Genomic DNA, 19054 nt, shown 5'->3' with positions numbered 1-19054 from the left:
TTCAACGCATAAATTACTTAGAAGTCAGTAAATATATCAATTTCCTCCATTCATTTAAACGGTCGTTTAACATGTTACCTGCGCAAAAAGACATCCCTGATATCAGGAATGTCTTTTTCAATTTATGATGAGATATTCTCTTTTTCAACGATACCTTTAACAATATCTTCAATCGTTACATTTCCCAGCACTTTTTCCAAGGCGAGTTGAGCGGTGGACAGTACAGGAATGATCGTATCTTGAATGTTTCTTCCTACAGGACATTTAGGATTCGGATTCCCGTGAACACTGAACAATTCATTTTCCTGTACGACATCGACCGCCTTATATACGTCCAGCAGTGTAATTTCGGATAATTTCCTGGCTACCCTGGCCCCTGCGATGCCAGGGTGTACTTCTACTAACCCGGCTTTCTTCAGCATTCCTGTAATTTTTCTGATGAGGGCAGGGTTTGTGTTTACACTTTCCGCCAAATACTCAGATGAGCTTACCCCGTCTTTATTAAACTCGATGAGAGTCAATATATGAACGCCTACAGCAAAACGGCTGCTGATGGACATCTTTTTCATCACCTTCCTTGCCATTTTCTAAAACAGTAATATTTTTAAATGTAATTATATTGGTTACAAGCACTAGTATACTCCAAGTGCAAGGATATATCTATTGACAAAAAACTTAAATGTAATTAAAGTGATTACAGGTAACAGAGTTGATTACAAATAGCGAATAAAAGGTTTAACCAAAAATTATAAATGGGGGGATTATCAAATGAAAATGTTAGTTACAGGGGCTACAGGGAAATTGGGCGCCAGGATTGTAGAGACATTGTTGAAGACTGTACCAGCCGATCAGTTGGCTGTAAGTGTTCGTAATCCGGAGAAAGCGGAGGGCCTGCGGGCTCGTGGAGTAGAGGTTCGACACGGAGATTTTGACCAGCCGGGATCATTGGATTCTGCTTTTGCGGGTATTGACCGTCTTTTGATCATATCTGCCGATGGGGACAATGAAACAAGAATCAGACAGCACACTGATGCGGTTGCTGCGGCAGCGCGTGCTCAAGTTAAATTTATTGCCTATACGAGTTTAGCAAACGCACGTGAAAGTAAGCTGTTCCTTGCTCCGCCTCACCAAGCAGCGGAAGAGGCGATTTTGAAAACCGGCATTCCATACTCCTTCCTGCGCAATAACTGGTATCTGGAAAATGAAATGGGGAGCATACAAGGTGTGATCGCAGGAGCGCCTTGGGTGACATCTGCGGGATCCGGCAGAGCAGGCTGGGCGATGCAGCAGGATTATGCGGAGGCAGCAGCTGCTGTATTGGCTGGGAACGGACACGAGAATACCGTTTACGAACTTTCCGGTAAGCTTATGACGCAAGAAGAATTGGCATCTGCTGTTGGGAATGTATTGGGTAAAGAAGTACCTGTTCAGCAAGTCGATGATGCTTCGTATGCTGACATGATGAAGGGTGCCGGCGTACCGGATTTTATTATTCCTATGCTTGTCGACATCCAAAAAGGCATTCGGGACGGTGAATTGGAGGTCGAGAGCAAGGGTTTTGAAAAATTGCTTGGCCGCCCGGCTACACCAGTAAACGAGGCTTTGAGTCAAATGGTTAATGAACTGTCTGCAAATAAGAATTAAGCGCAAAAAAACAAACCCCCTTTCAATTTTCTTTGAAAAGGGGTTTGTTCTGTTTTTTTAAGTTAAAGCTGGACATGGGCTTCTCTATGCCCAGCTTAGACAGCTTAAAATTAAGCTGTTTTACTTAGGTTATAGCCTTGGGGCAGGTCCAAGTTTTTTAAGCCAATTACTATGATCAATTTTTTCCCAGCAATGATCACAGGATCGTTTTTTTCTTTTTTTATGCGAAGAACTTGAAGAACTTGAAGAACTCGAAGAACTTGAAGAGCTTGAAGAGCTTGAAGATTCCTTTTTTCTCTTGTGATGTGAAGAACTTGAAGATTCTTGTGCACTCTCATCATGTGAATAATACTTTTTACGAGAAGATGACATTCAATTCCACCCCCTTGTAAACGATTTGAGAGGAAGAGAAAATCTCTTAATCTCTGAATATACTATGTAAAATTATGGTAGATCGTGAGGGCAAAGCTTAAAAGTGTGCTTATTTCTTTTTCAAATAGGCGCCCAACTCCATTGCATTTTACTCTAGTAAAAAAACATTGACAGTATTCCCATTTATTTGATAGAATTCAAATAATTCAGAGAGTTCGGTTAATCGATTAACTCAAAAGGTGGAGTAACGTGAAAAGAAACGCAACGCTAAAAGAGGTGGCACAATTAGCAAACGTATCCACTGCCACTGTTTCCAATGTTATTAATGAAACCAAATATGTAAGCGATTCCGTAAAGAAAAATGTATACTCGGCGATGAACGCTCTGAACTATGTCCCCAATACCGTTGCAAAGAGTTTGCGGGTTCAGGAGTCGAACCTGATCGGATTAATGATTTCCGATATCTCCAATCCCTTTTTTTCTCATGTGGTGAGAGGCATTGAGGATAATTTAACCGAGCTTGGCTATAACGTCCTGCTCTGTAATACCGATTCGGATGTTGAAAAGGAAAAAAAATACTTGAAGGTTTTACTAGGGAAGAGAGTGGATGGATTAATCGTATCTTCTTCTGGAAACGCTGATGGTTATTTAGAAGAGCTTGGAAATTTGGACGTTCCCGTTGTTTTTTTGAACCGGTATCCGGATCCTCTACTATCTGATATTGTTGCAACCAATAATATTAAAGGAGCATATACAGCCACTGAACATTTAATACAGCATGGCTATAAAAGGATAGGAATGATTACAGGTCCTCAAAGTATAAGTACGGGACGTGACCGTTTAATTGGATATAAGCAGGCGCTGGACAAACATCATCTCCCTATTGATGAAAGACTGATAAAAGAGGGAGATTTCAAGGCAGAGAGCGGTAATAGGTTAACAAAAGAGCTGATCAAGCAAGACTTTAAGACTGATGCCTTATTAATAAGCAATAACTTTATGACACTAGGGGCTTACCATGCCATAAAAGAGTCAGGTATTCGTGTACCAGAAGATCTGGCCATCATTGGTTATGATGACCCTGACTGGGCTGCAGTTTCCAATCCTTCTTTAACAGCCGTTAAACAGCCGGCGTATGACCAGGGGGTTCAAGCTGCTAATTTAATCTGCGAAAGAATTAAAAGAAAGGATCCATTTAAACCAAGAGAAATCTACCTGGATCCGTCACTGATAGTTAGAGAATCTTGTGGATGTTGATAAATAAATAAGGCAAAGGAGGTGATTTCTGCATAGAAGTTAAACGATTAACTTATTTTTCTCCTGTGTAAGGATTTTTTTGTCATGTTCAGTTAAACGATTAACCAGAAAAGGTGGAAAAAGAAATATGATAATTGTAGTAGGCGGGGATCATGCGGGTTATCCTTTGAAGAGTAAAATTGTAAACGTTATCAAAAACATGGATTATGAGGTTATTGATTGTGGCTGTTTTGATGAAACACCAATAGATTTTCCGGATATCACTCGGGAAGTGTGCGATAAAATCCTTTCTGGAGAAGCGGAAAAGGCTGTTTTAGTTTGTGGCACAGGAGTGGGCGCTTGTATTGCAGCTAATAAAATTCCCGGTATCCGTGCAGCTGTATGTCATGATGTACATTCTGCCCATCAATGTGTGGAACACGATGATGTCAATGTCATGTGTATAGGAGCGCAAATTGTTGGCCCTTGGCTTGCTGGTGATTTAGTCGCCAGTTTCCTGAACGCTGAGTTCAGTACAGATGAAGATTGCAGAAGAAGGGTTGAAAAGCTTAAACAAATGGAGAACTATTCACGCCGTTAAGTGAGGTTATAAACACCCTATTAAAGGAGGAAGTGACATGCCTGCTTTGGAAATACCTTCTAATCGTTGGAAACGAATTATTCCAGTTGCTTTTTTAATGTATACCATTGCTTTTATGGACAGGACCAATATTAGTTTTGGTTTGTTTGGGATGCAAGAGGATTTGGGGATCGATGATAAGGATGCAGGCCTTGCAGCCGGAGTTTTCTTTTTTGGTTATTTGTTTCTTCAAGTACCGGGCGCTTTGCTGGCACAGAAATGGAGTGCCAAGAAATTCATTTTGATTTCTTTGCTTTTCTGGAGTGTTTTTTCAATAGCAACAGGCTTTGTCCAAAATTTTACGCAGCTTCTTATTGTCCGATTATTGCTGGGGGTAGCTGAGGGCGGAGTGTCGCCTGCTACTATGATCCTGTTAACAAAATGGTTCCCATTAAATGAAAGGGCCAGGGCCAATGCCTACTGGTATTTATGTATTCCGTTTGCTTCGATCATTGTGGCCCCATTATCCGGTTTCATCCTTACTCATATGGATTGGCGGTGGATGTTTATAATAGAAGGGATTCCGCCTCTATTATGGGCACTGGTATGGTGGTTCACGATTGACGATGAACCGAATCAGGCCAAGTGGATCTCTAAACAGGAGAGGGAATACTTAGAAACAACGTTGGCGGCGGAAAGAAAAGTCATTAAAAAAGCTGCACCGCGCATAAAAGACGCTCTAACCAATCGAAATGTTATTCTTTTGCTGCTTGTGTTCTGCTTTCTTCAAGTCGGTTTTTATGGCTTTGGACTCTGGCTTCCAAAATTAATAGACTCCATATCCTCCGGAAGTTTAATGGTGACCAGTTTGCTCTCCGCTCTTCCTTGGATCGCTGCGATGATCGGCTCAGTTATTAACTCGAAACGCGCAGACCGAACAGGGAATTATAAATGGACGTTAGCGGTGCCGATATTGGCAGGAGCAGGGTGTTTACTGATCTCTGTTTTATTCGGCCGCAGCAACCCTATCCTGTCGATTTTGTTTTTATGTCTGTGCCTAGGATTTATGTATTGCTATGGAGTTTTTTGGACAGCGGTTTCAGCCTATTTAGCAGACGAAGTGTTATCCGTTGGAATAGGCACCATTAACGCTATAGGGAATTTGGGAGGATTTATTGGTCCTTTTATGGTGGGATATCTCATTTCAGGAACCGGCAGTTTTCTCTTTGGAATTGTCTTCCTCGTTTCCTCGTTAACCTTATCAGGAATATTGGCATTATTTTTAAAAGAAAGGAACAAAGCGGTGGGTGCGGAGAAGATCATCATCAGCAGCTAAGGGGAGTTCACAATAATAATCGGTTAAACCGGTGCACGGATTGTCGGATGGGTTGATTCGTCTCTTGATAGGATGAGGATGAAAGGAGGGAAATGATAGTGGATTCGCTTAAAAGCATGAATGATGCATTACTGTATATAGAGGAAAACCTGGATGATGAGCTCGATTATCGCGAGGCCGCAAGAAGGGGTTGCTGCTCTGAGTATCATTTTAAACGGATGTTCTCGTTTCTGGCAGGGATCCCGTTATCGGAATATGTTCGCCGCCGCAGATTGACACTGGCTGCTTTTGAACTAATGAACGGTAACTGTAAGGTCATTGACGCAGCCGTCAAGTATGGATACGGTTCTGCCGACGGTTTTACAAAGGCATTCCAGCAGCTGCACGGCGTTACCCCGACAGAAGCAAAGAAGAATGGTCATTCTCTAAAAGCATTTCCGCGTATGTCCTTTCAGTTATCCATTAAGGGAGGAAATGAGATGAATTATCGGATCGTCGAGAAGGATGCGTTTCATGTCGTCGGGATCAAAAAAAGAGTGCCATTGGTCTTTAGCGGGGTGAACCCTGAGATCGCTGCGATGTGGCAGAGTCTAAACCCGGATATGATCGATGAGTTAAAAGGTTTATCGGATGTCGAGCCAAAAGGGCTGATCAGTGCATCCACTAATTTTTCGGAGAGGCTAGCCGAGAACAGTGAGCTTGATCATTATATTGGGGCTGCCACGACAGCTGGGTGTCCGGAGCACTTCGAGAAGCTTGATGTAAAACCGTCTGCATGGGCTGTTTTTGAATCAGCCGGCCCGTTTCCTGATACGTTGCAGAACATTTGGGGCCGTATCTATTCCGAGTGGTTCCCGTCATCGTCGTATGAACAGGTGGAAGGACCGGAAATTCTCTGGAATGCGGATAAAGACACCTCGTCCAAAACCTTTAGAAGTGAAATCTGGATTCCCGTCAAAAAGAAATAACAAGACAAGCATCGGCCCAAGCAGGCCGATGCTGTTTGTTTTAATGCGGCTGAACGGTCGTTTCCTCGATCCAATACGCCTCCCTGATATTCACCTGTTTACGCAATTCCCTGATGATGTCGATGGTGATTTCGCCCTCTTCGTAAAGATGCTGAATTTCGTCCCTCTCTGCCTGGAAGGCTTTGATCTGGAGATCTCTTTTCATCAGGGTGTAGTGATTGGATTCCTCTCCTTTTTTCGCCAGCTTGAACTGCCGGATGAGGCGATTGTATTCCCCGATGACCGCTAAATAACTATTTTTATTTTCAGGAGTGATATGGTTCCTTAAATAGTGAATGGCTGCTTTCGCCATGCTCACTTTTAGCTTCACCAGCTTTTTTGTCCTTGCGCGACGCGTTTTTTTACGTTCCTTATGTTTGGGTATAAAAAGCTTTAGCAAGGCAAACAAGCCGCGTTTAAAAAGCGTCCAAAGGAACAATCTCCTGTATTGCATCCGGTTGGTTCGGGCGAGCCGCCTTCTCTGGATATGTTCCCCGATGAGATGCGCTGTCTCCCGGTCAACCTCCCCGGCTCTTTTTACATGCACATAGTAGCGGACTTCCGCTTCGAGTGCCGTAAGCCGTGCCTCGTTTTCTTCCCGTTTCATTTGCTCCGAACTCTTTTCACTTACCTCATTGCGTACCGTATTGTAATTGTTGATGACGGAAATGGCCGCGCTCCGGTTCTCATCGGTTATGGATTCCTCGATCGAATGGATGGCTGCGTCGATGGTCCGGAGCGCTGCTTTCCTTTCCATTTCCTCTTTCAGCGTATTACGGTCGCCTTTTTCCGTTCGTGAAAGAACCGGCAGAAAAACACTGGCTGCGATCAATGTAAACAAGATCACACCGGCTGCGATAAAGAGGATCAATGAACGCTCCGGAAAGGGAGCTCCTCCCGCAATGACAAAGGGAATCGTAAATGCACCAGCAAGGGTAACCGCCCCTCGTACTCCGGAAATCGTAAGGATGGATATCGCTCTCAGAGACTGCATGTGAGGCTTCTTTTTTTCCATCCATCCCCTCCACGTGGCCGAAATCCACAAAAAGCGAAGAAGAATCAACGCCACGGAAATGATGAGAGTGTACACCGTAACCTGCCAGTTATTGAAGAGGGGATCCTCAAGGATTTCATTGATCACGCTTGGAATCTGCAAGCCGAGCAGCACAAATACCAGTCCGTTTAATATGTAGATGAGAACCGTCCAGGTGCTTTCGGAAACAATTTGCAATTTTCCAGCGGGAATCCGGCTGCGCTCCTGATGGATGGCATGGATAATCCCGGCGGCAACGACCGATAGAATCCCCGAGAGATGGAAATGTTCGATGATGTAAAAGATAAAAAAGGGCGTAAGGAGCTGGATGAGCATATGGATCGTCACATCCTCCATACCGAGCCTCCGAATAAACGTCCTCAACTGGATGATCACGATAACCAATAACGCACCGCCGAGGAACCCTCCAATTGAAATCACGACAAAACTTCCACTGGCCTGTGCCAATGAAAAAGCGCCGGTCACCGTTGCGGCAACGGCAAATTTAAAGGCGACCAACCCGGAGGCATCGTTCATTAATCCTTCGCCTTCAAGAACATGCATGATCGGCTTCGGAATCTTTACCCGCGCCGAGATCGAGCTTACAGCCACCACATCGGTAGGGGATAGAATCGCTGCAAGGGCAAAGGCTGCAGGCCATGGGATCGTTGGTATGAGCCAATGGATCAAGCTTCCGATCACCAAGACTGTGAGAAACACGAGACCGAGGGCGAGCAACAGGATGGGTTTACGGAGCTTCCATAAATCCTGCCTCGAAACATGCCTTCCGTCGTGGAAGAGCAATGGCGCGATAAAGAGAATAAAAAATAATTCCGGCTCCAGAGGAATTTGTAACCCCAAGGGAAGGGAAGCGAGCGTTACGCCCAATGCAATCTGGACGAGCGGCACCGGTATGTATGGCAAAAGGTGATTGATTAAGCTGGATAGCCCGATCAGGGACAGCAGCAATAAAATAACGAGAAAAAACTCCATGATCTGCCTCCTTTCATATTCAGTTTGTACCACAAATGTGTTTTTCATTGTACATCTTTGCCTGTTATTTTTTGCGGGAATCATGGCTTTTTATCTGAACATTTTGGATGGTAAAATACGGTTGGATGCTGGAGAGGAAGTCAATTGGAAGAATTGAAATATGCAAGAACAAACGCCGCCTTTTATTATTTGCCATCATACCTCTTTCCATTGTTGGTTATCTATTCGCTGTCTACAAGGAATCACTGTTCTACTTGTACGAATGGATGTTAATGCTTCTTTTCGCAGCTTCCATTATTTTAGCGGTTATCAGTATGATTAAAATAAAAAGCTTTTTAAAATGGATTTCTGCATCCATCCTGGCCTAATTCCAACCTTTCCACTATGAATGCCATTGACAATGGAGGATAATCGCTTTATTATTAAAAATGTTCTAATAATAATTACATATCCGTTCTTATCAAGAGAGACTGAGGGATTAGGCCCTATGACGTCCGGCAACCTCCATTTTGGAAAGGTGCCACTTCCTGCAGAATGAAGTCATTCTGAAAGATAAGGTGATTGAATGTATAATCCAATGCCTCTTTCATGATGAAAGAGGCATTTTTGGTTGGAAAGAAAGAGGGGGTTGTAACTTGATAGAAGTGAGAAATCTGGTGAAGGTGTATCGATCAAAGAAAAAAGAGATCGTAGGGGTCAACAATGTTTCCTTATCCGTCAAGGCGGGGGAGATCTATGGCATCATCGGATACAGCGGCGCCGGCAAAAGCTCCCTGTTACGGTGTTTGAACCTTTTGGAGAAGCCGACATCCGGCGAGGTAGAAATTGATGGGGTCAATCTGCCTTCACTAAAAGGAGAAGACTTAAGAAAAGCGCGGTTAAAGATTGGGATGATCTTTCAGCACTTTCATCTCGTCAGTTCAAAAACCGTCTATGAAAATATTGCGTTTGCCTTAAAAGCAGCAGGCAAATCGAAGGATGAGGCGGAGAAGAGAGTATTGGAGCTATTGGATCTCGTCGGTCTTGCGGATAAGAAGGACCAATATCCGGCTCAATTGAGCGGCGGGCAGAAACAAAGGGTCGGAATTGCCAGGGCGCTCGCCAATAACCCGAAGGTCCTATTATGTGATGAGGCAACGTCAGCACTCGATCCGAGTACAACGAAATCCATCCTCAACCTGCTAAAGGACATTAACCGAAAGCTGGGATTGACCATCGTTTTGATCACGCATGAAATGGAAGTGGTGAAGGAGATCTGCCACAAGGTTGCCGTCATGCAAAACGGTGAAGTGATTGAGGAAGGCGGAGTCTATGACATCTTCTCCAATCCTCAGGAACCATTGACCAAAGATTTCATCAACAGTATCCTGCAGTATGAACTGCCTCAGCAGCTCATCCAAAACCGTAAAGGGAAGATCATCAGGATTCAGTTCAAGGGCGAGATTGCAGAAGAATCGGTAGTGTCTGAGCTCTTCCAGAAATACAAGGTCAAAGGGAACATCCTGCATGGAAAGATTGAGTACATACAGGAGATCCCGCTCGGTATTTTCATTATGGAGCTTACCGGTGAAGGTTCTGAAGTAGAGAGAGCGATCGAATATATTACGGAGAAAACAAGGAGTCTGGAGGTGGTGCATGATGTCGCTTGATTCACTGGTGCAGCTTCTTCCGGATTTAAACAAGGCGTTCTTCCAAACGCTTTATATGGTAGGCATCTCTTTAGCCGTGGCCATCATCATCGGGCTCCCGCTTGGTGTATTGCTTTTTGTCACGGAAAAAGGATTATTCCTTGAAAACTCGGCTGTGAAAAGTATTACAGGATGGATCGTCAACCTGATACGTTCCATTCCGTACATTATTCTTTTGGTGGCGCTGTTGCCGTTAACGGATTTGCTGACAGGGACAACGATTGGGCCGACTGCGGCTTCTGTATCCCTCTCTGTTGCCGCGATTCCCTTTTTTGCAAGGATGGTTGAAACCTCGCTCCGGGAAATCGATAAGGGAGTGATCGAATCGTCGGTTGCAGTCGGGGCAACCTCATGGATGATCATTAAGGATGTGCTTCTGCCAGAAGCCAAACCTGGCCTCATTCAAGGATTGACGATCACGACAATCTCTTTGGTCGGTTATTCGGCCATGGCAGGGATTGTCGGAGGGGGAGGAATCGGGGACCTGGCCATCCGGTTTGGTTACTATCGCTACGATAATACTGTGATGATCACTACCGTAGTCGTTCTGATTCTACTCGTACAAATCATTCAATTGGCCGGAGATAGGATCTCCAAACTCGTAGACAAGAGATAAAACAATAGGGGAGAGAAACCAATGAAAAAGTTTACTTCAGCACTCATTCTACTATTCGCTATTGCTGTTCTTTCAGCGTGCGGATCAACCTCCAGCGGATCATCAGGCGCGGGAGACAAGAAGGACATCAGCATTGGAGCAACAGCCGGACCTTACAGTGATATGGTATCGAAAGCGATCAAACCTGAACTGGAGAAGAAGGGTTATAACGTTAAGGTGGTCGAGTTCAGTGATTACATTCAGCCGAACCTGTCATTAGCCAAAGGATCCATTGATGCGAACCTGTTCCAGCACAAGATCTATATGGAGAATTTCGCAAAAGAAAAGAATTTAAAGCTTTCTGAGCTGATTATTGTACCAACTGCGCCAATGGGCGTCTATTCCGATAAATTCAAAAAGATGGAAGACATCAAAAACGGCAGCACGGTGGCCATTGCCAACGATCCTGTTAACCTTGCAAGAACGCTGATCATGTTCCAGGATGCCGGACTCATCACCATTAAAAAAGGTGTTAATCCATTAACTGCTTCAGAAAAAGACGTTCAGGACAATCCGAAGAAATTGCAGTTCAATGCGCTTGAAGCTGCGCAATTGCCAAGAGCTGTCGGGAGTGCAGATGTATCAGCCGTTCCTGGTAACTTTGCCCTCGCTGCAAAAATGAACTTGCAGGATGCACTGTTCCTTGAGAACATGCCGGATCAATACCGCAACCGAGTAGTTGTAAACACAAAGGATGTTGACTCGAAATTCGCGAAAGACATCAAAAAGGTTGTGGAATCCAAAGCCTTTGAACAAACCATTGATAAAGAATTTAAAGGGTTCGGGAAACCGGAGTGGATGAAGAAGTAAGTTTGTTGTAGAAAGGAAAAAGCAGTCTAACAAGAGTTAGGCTGCTTTTTCCTTTCCCAGTTTTTCTATTGGTTCCGTTTTGAGATGCTTAATCTGTTTCAGCTGCGAATGATTCTGCAGCGGTCGAATGAAAGTACGCAAGGCCAGTCTGTTGTGCCTCCAGCATATTCCGATGAAAATCATCATCTGGGAAAAACCTTGCCTGTGTGGCATAATCTTTATGAGTAATCAGATGGCCTTGTTTATTTAAGAGATCGATATGATCGCGAATCAGGCCTCTTACGATCTTGTCATCGATTTTCAATCCTGATCGAAGGGCACTTGCTATGCCATTCATAAATCGTTGTGCTTCAATAGCGGTTTCATTCATCGTTTCAACATCAATCGTAGTATTGTCGAGTAAATCGTAATCGTACGTCTCTTTCAAATATTGATTTTGCTCAACGAGTGCTTCCTTCCATTCATTTTCTGTATTAAATCCTTTAAACATGTCTGTTTTGTCCATAGCTTCTCCTCTCTCAGAACAACCAATCGATTCGTCCAGTGTCTGGATCAAACGATCAAGTCTCAGCTTGCGGGCAAGGAGCAGTTCTTTCTGGCTGGACAATATCGATAATCGCTCCGGTTCACCTTCAAGCAGCTGCTTGATCTTCTCCAGCGGAAAATCAAGCTCCCTGTAAAATAATATTTGCTGCAAACGCTCCAGTTCTTTCATTCCATACAAGCGGTAACCTGCCTCGCTCGTCTCGCAGGGCAGTAAAAGTCCGATCTTGTGATAGTGATATAATGTCTTGACTGTTACGTTCGTTACGTTCGATAGATCTGCAATCTCTTTTACCGTATAGAGCATTGGATTCACTCCTTTCTTGTATTTAGCTTAAGGGCTCCCTTTAGGTTAGAGTCAAGAACTGGAGATCTGTTTTTTCAATTAAATTTAGGATGAACATTTCGTAAACCAATATATAAGAGAGCGGGTGAATCCATCAGATGGATGAGAAGGATTGTTTAATATTACAGTACTTGTATGAGAACGCGAATTTGACGAAAGCAGCAGAACGCTTTTATATGACACAGCCTGCTCTCACTTATCGGCTGCGCCAAATCGAGAAGGAATTTCAAATTGTGATATTCAGCAAAAATGGGAAGAACATGAAGATGACTCCTGCTGGTGAATATTTGGTCGGCTATGCGAAAAGGATCCTCATGGATTTACGGGGTACAAGAGAGTACTTACTGAACATGGGAAATGAAGTTCAGGGAAGTTTGAAAATAGGTGTAAGCAGTAACTTTGGGCTCTATAATCTGCCTTCGATTCTGGAATATTTAGTGAATCAGTACCCAAATCTTCATGTGAATGTGGATACAGGGTTCAGCACGGAAATCGTGGATCTGCTGATGGAAGGGGAAATTGATGTTTCCATTGTTAAAGGTGAATACAACTGGCCGGATCAAAAGTATTTGCTGAGCGAGGAAAACATTTGCCTCATATCGAAGAACAAACTTGATCTTCATAAACTTCCTCAGCTGCCCTTGATTAATCGAAAAGAACCCACTGTTTTAATGAAGTATAAAATTTTGCCCATCCGTCCTTTAGATCAAAGCATTCAATGCTGGTGGAACGAACAATTTGATGAACCGCCTCTCATTACGATGCAATTGGATAGTTATGAGACCAGTAAAGAAATGGTGAAAAAAGGGCTGGGGTATGCAATTATTCCAAAGGTATTTGTGAAAGAAAGTGATGATTTATATTGTCATCCATTGATTTTCAAGGACGGCCAGGAATTAACAAGAAGAACGTGGATGTTATACAGGCAATCATCCATGCAATTAGCGGCCATTTCTACATTTGTGAATTATATTAAAGAAATTTATAAACTTGAACATGCAAGGAGTACATGATTGCTGAAGATTTAAGAAAAACGCCGATTCGGCGTTTTTTTGTTTGCATATAAAATAATTTTATAGGTGCCTAAAAAACATTAAGTTTACTTATCATTTCAACAAATGAATAATGGAATAAACTAATTTGATTTTTCTGAATGTTTTGGAGGTCATATAGTATGAATACCATTGACTTGAGAGAAAAAGAGGCCATCCTGGCGGCCGTTGATGCCCGTGATGCTGAACTAAGAGAGATATCATTAAAAATTCATGCCCATCCTGAGCTCAGCTTTAATGAATATCAAGCCATGAAATGGTTGACGGAGCCTTTAGAAAAGGCGGGTTTTCATGTTGAAAAAGGAATTTCAAATCTTGAAACCTCGTTTAGGGCGACATGGGAAGGGAAATCAGGCGGACCCACTGTTGCGATTTTAGCGGAATATGATGCACTGGCAGGTCTCGGACACGGGTGCGGCCATAACATTATTGGAACGTCTGCTGTTGGTGCAGCACTCGCTCTAAAGGATACTTATCCCGATCTGCCTGGGAAAATCGTGGTTCTGGGCACACCCGCTGAAGAAGAGGGAGGCGGTAAAATCCTGATGGTTGAAAATGGAGTTTTCGATGATATTGATGTCGCCATGATGTGCCACCCACAGAAACAGTCGATGGTGTTGCGGGATGGACTAGCCTGTGTGGATGCCTCCTTTAAATTTTATGGAAAGGCTTCGCATGCTTCCTCTGCACCCGAAAAAGGGATTAGTGCTCTTGACGCGGTAATCCATACGTTTGTTGCGATTAATTCCTTGCGGCAGTTTTTCAAGGATGATGTCAGAATCCATGGGATTATTACAAAAGGCGGGGAAGCTACAAATGTGGTGCCAGCCTATTGTGAAGCTGAGTTCTTACTTAGGGCTGAGACAGTGGATGAACTGAAGATCGTACGCGAAAAGGTATACTCCGCCGCACGTCATGCGGCGGAAGCCGTTGGTGCGAGGATCGATATTACGGAAGGACTTGTTTACGCTGAACGAAACAATAATAAAACATTGGCTCACTTATTCAAGGACAATTTGGAATCATTAGGAGAAGTGGTGATTGAGCCTCCGAATAAAGGTGGCATCGGTTCGTCGGATATTGGAAATGTCGGACAAGTGACCGCAGCCATTCACCCTTACATAAAAATTACCGATGCAACGACACATACTCCAGAATTCGTGGAAGCATCAGCTTCGGAAGAGGGGATGATCGGCCTAAATAAGGCCGCAAAAGCATTAGCGATGACCGCTTATGATGTTTGCAGCAATCCCGAACATTTCCAAGCGATACGGAATGAGTTCGAAGGATGGAAAAAGAATAAAAGATCGGTTTAAACATTTGTTTAAAAGAAACGATTTTGGCATGCAGCCCTAACTCTAGAAAGGTGGTATTTCTAATGAGTACAAAATCAACGGTTGAGTTTAGTACGGATCCTCCTTCGAAATTCAAAAGCTTTTTTAAAATGCCTCATACGTTGGTCATCATCATTTTTATTATTCTAGCTTCTGCACTATTAACCTATATTTTGCCTGCGGGTGAATTTGATCGAGTGGAGGATAAAGAGACAGGCAACAAGGTTGCCGTCGAAAATACGTTTCATTCGTTTGATCAAAATCCAGTAAGCATCATAGAAGTGCCATTAGCTATCGTTCATGGATTAACGAGTGCGAGTGATGTGGTCTTTTTCATTTTTATCATTGGTGGAGTGTTCCAGATCATTAATTCGACTGGAACGATTGAGGCAGTAACGGCAAGGGTTGGGAAAACCTTTATGAACCGCGGGCTCGTTGTGATTCCTATCTTCTTAACGTTGTTCTCCATCGGCGGGTTTACGATGGGAATGTCGGCAGAGGTTATGGCGTTTGTTCCGATAGGAATAGCGATTGCCCGTTCACTGGGATATGATGCTGTAACAGGTACTGCGATGGTGATGCTTGGTGCTGCCAGCGGATTTACAGCTGGGCTCTTAAACCCATTTAACGTTGGGATTGCCCAATCAATCGCTGAGATTCCATTGTTCTCAGGAATGTGGCTGCGCGCCATTCTTTTAGTTGTATTGCTGGCTGTGACGAGTCTGTACATCATGCGTTATGCGAAAAAAGTGAAAAGAGATCCTTCTCTGGGCCTTGCTTATGAGCTGGAACAAACGGAGGGTAAAGGAAAGCTTGATTTTATGACCTCTTTACCACAATTAAAGCTGACACATTATTTCACGATACTTACCATTGTACTAGGGTTTGGAGTTTTAATTTGGGGTGTCTCTCAAAAGGGCTGGTGGATGGAGGAGCTGGCTGCATTTTTCTTATCCCTCGGAATCATTGTAGGTTTTCTTTCTAGATATGGACCAAGTAAAATTGCCAGTGAGTTTGTGATAGGGGCAAAAGAGATTACGTTTGGAGCGTTCATTGTTGGGATCGCTAAAGGTGTTGTGGTTGTATTAGAGCAAGGTGCCGTGATCGATTCTGTTGTGAATGGTTTGTTTACAGCGATAGAGCACTTGCCGACCCAAATTCAGGTTATGGGCATTTATATCGTTCAAAACATCATGAATGTTTTCATTACTTCTGGAACGGGACAAGCCGCCACAACGATGCCGATCTTAGTTCCTCTTGCTGATTTGATTAATGTGACAAGACAAACCACAGTTTTAATTTTTCAGCTGGGAGATGGTTTATCCAACTGTATACTGCCGACTTCAGCCATGTTAATGGGAAGTCTAGCTGTCTCCAGGATCAAATATCAGGAATGGGTAAAGTTTTTCTGGCCGCTGCTTTTCATATGGACAGTAATCGGAGCTGTTTTTGTTCTCATTGCAGATGCGATTCAATATTAAGGTGATCGTATGGAAAAACATACACTTTTTAACTTAATCGATGAAAAACAACTAGACCGTCATGTCCAAACACTGACTCAGTGGGACCGTTTATCAGGTGAGAAAGAAGCCGAACAAGCAGCCGATTACATTGCAGAACAGCTGAAACAGTATGAAATTCAATATGAATGCCACCAATTTGACGGTTATTTCAGTGATCCCATTCAAGGGCAGGTCACGGTCATCTCTCCTGAAAATTTTAATATCCGGGCCAAAGCCAGATCATACAGCTTACATTGTCCCGAAGGAATCAAAGGTGATGTGTTCTATGACATATACAGTGAGAAGCCAGATAGCGGCATGCATCCTGGTGATCGATACACAAACCTAAAAGGGAAAATTGTGGTTAGCTGGAATTATTATGAGGATTACGTCAAAAAAATTGAAAGTGCTGGTACGGTAGGGTTAATTCATATTTGGCCATCTCCTGAAAAAGTCATCCATGAAGAAACCGTTGGGACAGTATGGGGGACACCGACAATCGAAAACGCAGACCAGCTAACGAAGATTCCTGTCGTTGGGATCACGTATGACGATGGTATACATTTAATCAAACAGATTCAAAAAGAAGACATCAAAGTCATCCTGAAAACGGAAATACAGACAGGAATCAAGCGAGTGAGTTTACCGATGGCTGCCATTCCAGGCAATACGGATCAATACATTTTAATATCAGGACATTACGACTCCTGGCATAAAGGAGCGACCGATAATGCCGGGGGAAATGCATTACTGCTTGAGTTGGCGCGAATCTTCTCATCTATGAGCGGAAAATTGACTCGTGGGATAAAATTTGCATGGTGGCCAGGCCATTCCAATGGAAGGTATGCTGGGTCTGCCTGGTATTGTGATCAATTCTGGCATGAGATTAATGAAAATTGTATCGCTCATATCAATGTGGATTTTCCCGGAACGAAGGGCGGTATCAATGTTCTCCCGAGGTCCAGTTCTATCGAGGATAGAAGTTTACTAGATGATATAATCTTATATTTTACAGGGAAGAAGCCAAATCATTTCGCATTTTTACCTCGTGGTGCTGATCAGTCCTTCTGGGGAACGAATATTCCGCTTCATTTTCAGCTGAAATATGAACCGAACGAAGTGGATAAACTCTATCAAACTCCTGGAGGTAACTGGTGGTGGCATACGGAGGAAGATTCATATGACAAAGTCGACTTGGAGCTATTAGCCAGAGATTCAAAGATTCATACTTCACTTGTTCTTGAATTATGCAATTTGGATGTTTTGCCGCTTAACCTGATCGATTTTGTTAAAAACAGCAGCAGGATTATTGGGGATATTGACAGATGTTCAGACGAACAATTTGATTTCACACCTGTTTATAAGATGCTTGATAGATTGAGCGAAAAGGTAACGGCACTCTCAAAAAAAGAGAGGGTAAAGGTCGAGGATTATAATCGTTTGCTTAAAACAGTCGGCGGGACTTTGAACCGATTAATGTTTTCCTGCTCCAGTAAATATGAATTTGATAATACATTTCCGTTTCAGCCTTTTCCCGGTCTATCAAAGGCCAAGAATATCTTCTCATCCAGCGTATCACCCGAAGAATTTTTGTTCACAATAACTTATTTTGTCAGACAACGGAATCGGATTGTCAACGAAGTAAAAGACTTATGTCTCATAATTGATGATTATTTACGGTCTAACTAAATTTAGTTTCCATCAACAAAGCTCGGGGAGATTCCCCGGGCTTTTTGTATTCCCTTGAACACATGGCAATTAGTTAAACATTGCTAAAGGCTCAAAAACAAGTTCATTCTGAGTTAAAAAATTATATCAAAAAAGAGGGGAGTGTTGATTTAACGGATCGATTAGCGAAGAACCAGGCCATTTGGGGTAGTGAAACGGGCAGATCTAAAGAGTCCCAGGCTATGGATTGACGGGAAATTAAGACCAATTATTCATTTACAATTATATCCATATAATATATATTGATAAAGTATTGGTTATATGACCCATTAATACCATTTTTTCAACAACAGCCAGTAGGTTCCCGCCGAGCCAAGCGGTACAACTTGGCTCCTTTTATCTTATTATCGAAAGGAGATTGACGAAATAATGAAGAAAATAAGTGTAATTTTGTCTGCGTTCGCACTTTCATTGGTACTTCCAGTAACTACATATGCCAGTGGCTGGGATTATCAAGGGAGTGATGCATTTACTAACCAAAGCAAAATCTTCCTATCAGGTGGAGGCGATTTTAAAATTTGCCTTAGTTCTAATAGTCAACCAGGATTTTATGAGTTATATGACGAAGATCCTTATAATCGCGATGATGTAGTGTATTCAAATGGTGTTAGAGGCCTCTACTATAAAACAGCAGGCAGTAACGATTTCGATTCCAAAGGCTGTCATATCTTCAGAAATATCGGTAAATATGTAGATGGAGATCAAGCGGAATTTTATTTAGCAAAATACTCGGGTGGAAATTCAACGGTGTATGCCTGGGATTAGAGAAAAGGAACTAGTCCTGAAAATATATAGGAAGTATAAAAGCCGATTGTCCTTTAGTCTTAAGGAGAATCGGCTTTTCTTTTTGAACGAAAGAGCAGGTTGGTTGAAAACCCTTTTCAAGTGTCCGATTTCAAATCAAACATCACCTGATTTGCCAGGTACTCTGCATCTCTTCCTACACCGCATACTAATGCTGAACCCCGTTGATTCTGCCAGGGTAATCCGATAAAATATAAACCTTTTACAGGGCTGACGCCTCTATGATGAATAGGACGGCCGTTTTTACCCCTACCGGTATGATTGGCAATAAAAGTATACACCAGAGAGTGATATAATGGAAATTTTTTCGTCTTAGTGAAATAAGAAAATGTCCGTTCTGTACTTCAAAGTTAAAAAAGCAATGAATCTTGCCTGCATAAATTAAAGTTTT

17 protein-coding genes and 1 riboswitch are annotated in these 19054 nt (G+C 42.9%); of the genes, 14 read left to right on the top strand and 3 right to left on the bottom strand.

Translation table 11 applies throughout. The annotated features are described in order from the left end of the window. Positions 1–122 precede the first annotated feature (122 nt). A complete protein-coding gene (locus ABHN01_RS05575) occupies positions 123–560 on the bottom strand; it encodes an Rrf2 family transcriptional regulator (RefSeq protein ID WP_429874733.1) in 438 nt (145 codons plus the stop codon). 208 nt (positions 561–768) lie between these two features. Between ABHN01_RS05575 and ABHN01_RS05570 the strand changes: the two genes are divergently transcribed. From ABHN01_RS05570 to ABHN01_RS05550, 5 genes are all read left to right on the top strand, one after another. Further along, the gene (locus ABHN01_RS05570; RefSeq protein ID WP_429874732.1) at positions 769–1644 is read left to right on the top strand and encodes an SDR family oxidoreductase; all 876 of its coding nucleotides are present in this window, start codon (positions 769–771) and stop codon (positions 1642–1644) included. Between the two features lie 621 nt (positions 1645–2265). Continuing rightward, the gene (locus tag ABHN01_RS05565; protein WP_429874731.1) at positions 2266–3273 is read left to right on the top strand and encodes a LacI family DNA-binding transcriptional regulator; all 1008 of its coding nucleotides are present in this window, start codon (positions 2266–2268) and stop codon (positions 3271–3273) included. 127 nt (positions 3274–3400) lie between these two features. Beyond that, a complete protein-coding gene (locus ABHN01_RS05560) occupies positions 3401–3853 on the top strand; it encodes an RpiB/LacA/LacB family sugar-phosphate isomerase (protein ID WP_290401074.1) in 453 nt (150 codons plus the stop codon). Positions 3854–3890: 37 nt separating this feature from the next. Then, complete coding sequence (locus ABHN01_RS05555) at positions 3891–5168, top strand: MFS transporter (protein ID WP_429874730.1); 1278 nt, start codon at positions 3891–3893, stop codon at positions 5166–5168. Positions 5169–5266: 98 nt separating this feature from the next. Then, positions 5267–6136, top strand: coding sequence for an AraC family transcriptional regulator (locus tag ABHN01_RS05550; protein ID WP_429874729.1), 870 nt, complete (start codon positions 5267–5269; stop codon positions 6134–6136). 40 nt (positions 6137–6176) lie between these two features. On the opposite strand, the gene ABHN01_RS05545 is transcribed toward ABHN01_RS05550, so the two are convergent. Beyond that, positions 6177–8201, bottom strand: coding sequence for a Na+/H+ antiporter (locus tag ABHN01_RS05545; RefSeq protein ID WP_429874728.1), 2025 nt, complete (start codon positions 8199–8201; stop codon positions 6177–6179). A 107-nt stretch (positions 8202–8308) separates the two neighbouring features. Here ABHN01_RS05545 and ABHN01_RS05540 point away from each other — a divergent pair, with 107 nt between their 5' ends. The 4 genes from ABHN01_RS05540 (at position 8309) to ABHN01_RS05525 (ending at position 11354) form a co-directional block, all read left to right on the top strand. Further along, positions 8309–8569 carry a hypothetical protein gene (locus ABHN01_RS05540; protein ID WP_429874727.1) on the top strand — a complete coding sequence of 87 codons (261 nt, stop codon included), beginning with the start codon at positions 8309–8311 and terminating at the stop codon, positions 8567–8569. 86 nt (positions 8570–8655) lie between these two features. Next, positions 8656–8760, top strand: a riboswitch (SAM riboswitch). A gap of 76 nt (positions 8761–8836) precedes the next feature. After that, positions 8837–9850, top strand: coding sequence for a methionine ABC transporter ATP-binding protein (locus ABHN01_RS05535; RefSeq protein WP_429874726.1), 1014 nt, complete (start codon positions 8837–8839; stop codon positions 9848–9850). After that, a complete protein-coding gene (locus ABHN01_RS05530) occupies positions 9840–10505 on the top strand; it encodes a methionine ABC transporter permease (RefSeq protein ID WP_429874813.1) in 666 nt (221 codons plus the stop codon). Before ABHN01_RS05535 ends, ABHN01_RS05530 begins: the two co-directional genes overlap by 11 nt. A 21-nt stretch (positions 10506–10526) precedes the next feature. After that, on the top strand, positions 10527–11354 hold the full coding sequence (locus tag ABHN01_RS05525) for a MetQ/NlpA family ABC transporter substrate-binding protein (RefSeq protein ID WP_429874725.1): 828 nt from the start codon (positions 10527–10529) through the stop codon (positions 11352–11354). A gap of 88 nt (positions 11355–11442) precedes the next feature. On the opposite strand, the gene ABHN01_RS05520 is transcribed toward ABHN01_RS05525, so the two are convergent. Beyond that, positions 11443–12204, bottom strand: a complete 762-nt coding sequence (locus ABHN01_RS05520) for a MerR family transcriptional regulator (RefSeq protein ID WP_429874724.1) — start codon at positions 12202–12204, stop codon at positions 11443–11445. A 137-nt stretch (positions 12205–12341) separates the two neighbouring features. Between ABHN01_RS05520 and ABHN01_RS05515 the strand changes: the two genes are divergently transcribed. The 5 genes from ABHN01_RS05515 to ABHN01_RS05495 all read left to right on the top strand — a co-directional run bounded on the left by ABHN01_RS05515 (position 12342) and on the right by ABHN01_RS05495 (position 18624). Then, positions 12342–13256, top strand: coding sequence for a LysR family transcriptional regulator (locus tag ABHN01_RS05515; RefSeq protein ID WP_429874723.1), 915 nt, complete (start codon positions 12342–12344; stop codon positions 13254–13256). Between the two features lie 161 nt (positions 13257–13417). Further along, complete coding sequence (locus ABHN01_RS05510) at positions 13418–14611, top strand: M20 family metallopeptidase (protein WP_429874722.1); 1194 nt, start codon at positions 13418–13420, stop codon at positions 14609–14611. A 62-nt stretch (positions 14612–14673) separates the two neighbouring features. Then, a complete protein-coding gene (locus ABHN01_RS05505) occupies positions 14674–16110 on the top strand; it encodes a YfcC family protein (RefSeq protein WP_429874721.1) in 1437 nt (478 codons plus the stop codon). Between the two features lie 9 nt (positions 16111–16119). Further along, on the top strand, positions 16120–17820 hold the full coding sequence (locus ABHN01_RS05500) for a M28 family peptidase (RefSeq protein ID WP_429874720.1): 1701 nt from the start codon (positions 16120–16122) through the stop codon (positions 17818–17820). 408 nt (positions 17821–18228) lie between these two features. Continuing rightward, positions 18229–18624 (top strand): hypothetical protein, encoded by a 396-nt coding sequence (locus tag ABHN01_RS05495; protein ID WP_290401085.1) that lies wholly within the window; start codon positions 18229–18231, stop codon positions 18622–18624. Positions 18625–19054: the final 430 nt, after the last annotated feature.

Source organism: Fictibacillus sp. NRS-1165 (genome assembly GCF_050468105.1).
Taxonomy (GTDB): domain Bacteria; phylum Bacillota; class Bacilli; order Bacillales; family Fictibacillaceae; genus Fictibacillus_C; species Fictibacillus_C terrinigri.
The sequence above is the reverse complement of the archived record's forward strand: the minus strand, read 5'-3'. Positions and strand labels throughout refer to the sequence as shown.

Excerpts from the sequence above, each read along its gene's own strand:
- ABHN01_RS05575 (WP_429874733.1), bottom strand. The coding sequence starts at position 560 with ATGTCCATCAGCAGCCGTTTTGCTGTAGGCGTTCATATATTGACTCTC.
- ABHN01_RS05570 (WP_429874732.1), top strand. The coding sequence starts at position 769 with ATGAAAATGTTAGTTACAGGGGCTACAGGGAAATTGGGCGCCAGGATT.
- ABHN01_RS05560 (WP_290401074.1), top strand. The coding sequence starts at position 3,401 with ATGATAATTGTAGTAGGCGGGGATCATGCGGGTTATCCTTTGAAGAGT.
- ABHN01_RS05555 (WP_429874730.1), top strand. The coding sequence starts at position 3,891 with ATGCCTGCTTTGGAAATACCTTCTAATCGTTGGAAACGAATTATTCCA.
- ABHN01_RS05545 (WP_429874728.1), bottom strand. The coding sequence starts at position 8,201 with ATGGAGTTTTTTCTCGTTATTTTATTGCTGCTGTCCCTGATCGGGCTA.
- ABHN01_RS05540 (WP_429874727.1), top strand. The coding sequence starts at position 8,309 with ATGGTAAAATACGGTTGGATGCTGGAGAGGAAGTCAATTGGAAGAATT.
- ABHN01_RS05530 (WP_429874813.1), top strand. The coding sequence starts at position 9,840 with ATGTCGCTTGATTCACTGGTGCAGCTTCTTCCGGATTTAAACAAGGCG.
- ABHN01_RS05525 (WP_429874725.1), top strand. The coding sequence starts at position 10,527 with ATGAAAAAGTTTACTTCAGCACTCATTCTACTATTCGCTATTGCTGTT.
- ABHN01_RS05520 (WP_429874724.1), bottom strand. The coding sequence starts at position 12,204 with ATGCTCTATACGGTAAAAGAGATTGCAGATCTATCGAACGTAACGAAC.
- ABHN01_RS05515 (WP_429874723.1), top strand. The coding sequence starts at position 12,342 with ATGGATGAGAAGGATTGTTTAATATTACAGTACTTGTATGAGAACGCG.
- ABHN01_RS05510 (WP_429874722.1), top strand. The coding sequence starts at position 13,418 with ATGAATACCATTGACTTGAGAGAAAAAGAGGCCATCCTGGCGGCCGTT.
- ABHN01_RS05505 (WP_429874721.1), top strand. The coding sequence starts at position 14,674 with ATGAGTACAAAATCAACGGTTGAGTTTAGTACGGATCCTCCTTCGAAA.
- ABHN01_RS05500 (WP_429874720.1), top strand. The coding sequence starts at position 16,120 with ATGGAAAAACATACACTTTTTAACTTAATCGATGAAAAACAACTAGAC.
- ABHN01_RS05495 (WP_290401085.1), top strand. The coding sequence starts at position 18,229 with ATGAAGAAAATAAGTGTAATTTTGTCTGCGTTCGCACTTTCATTGGTA.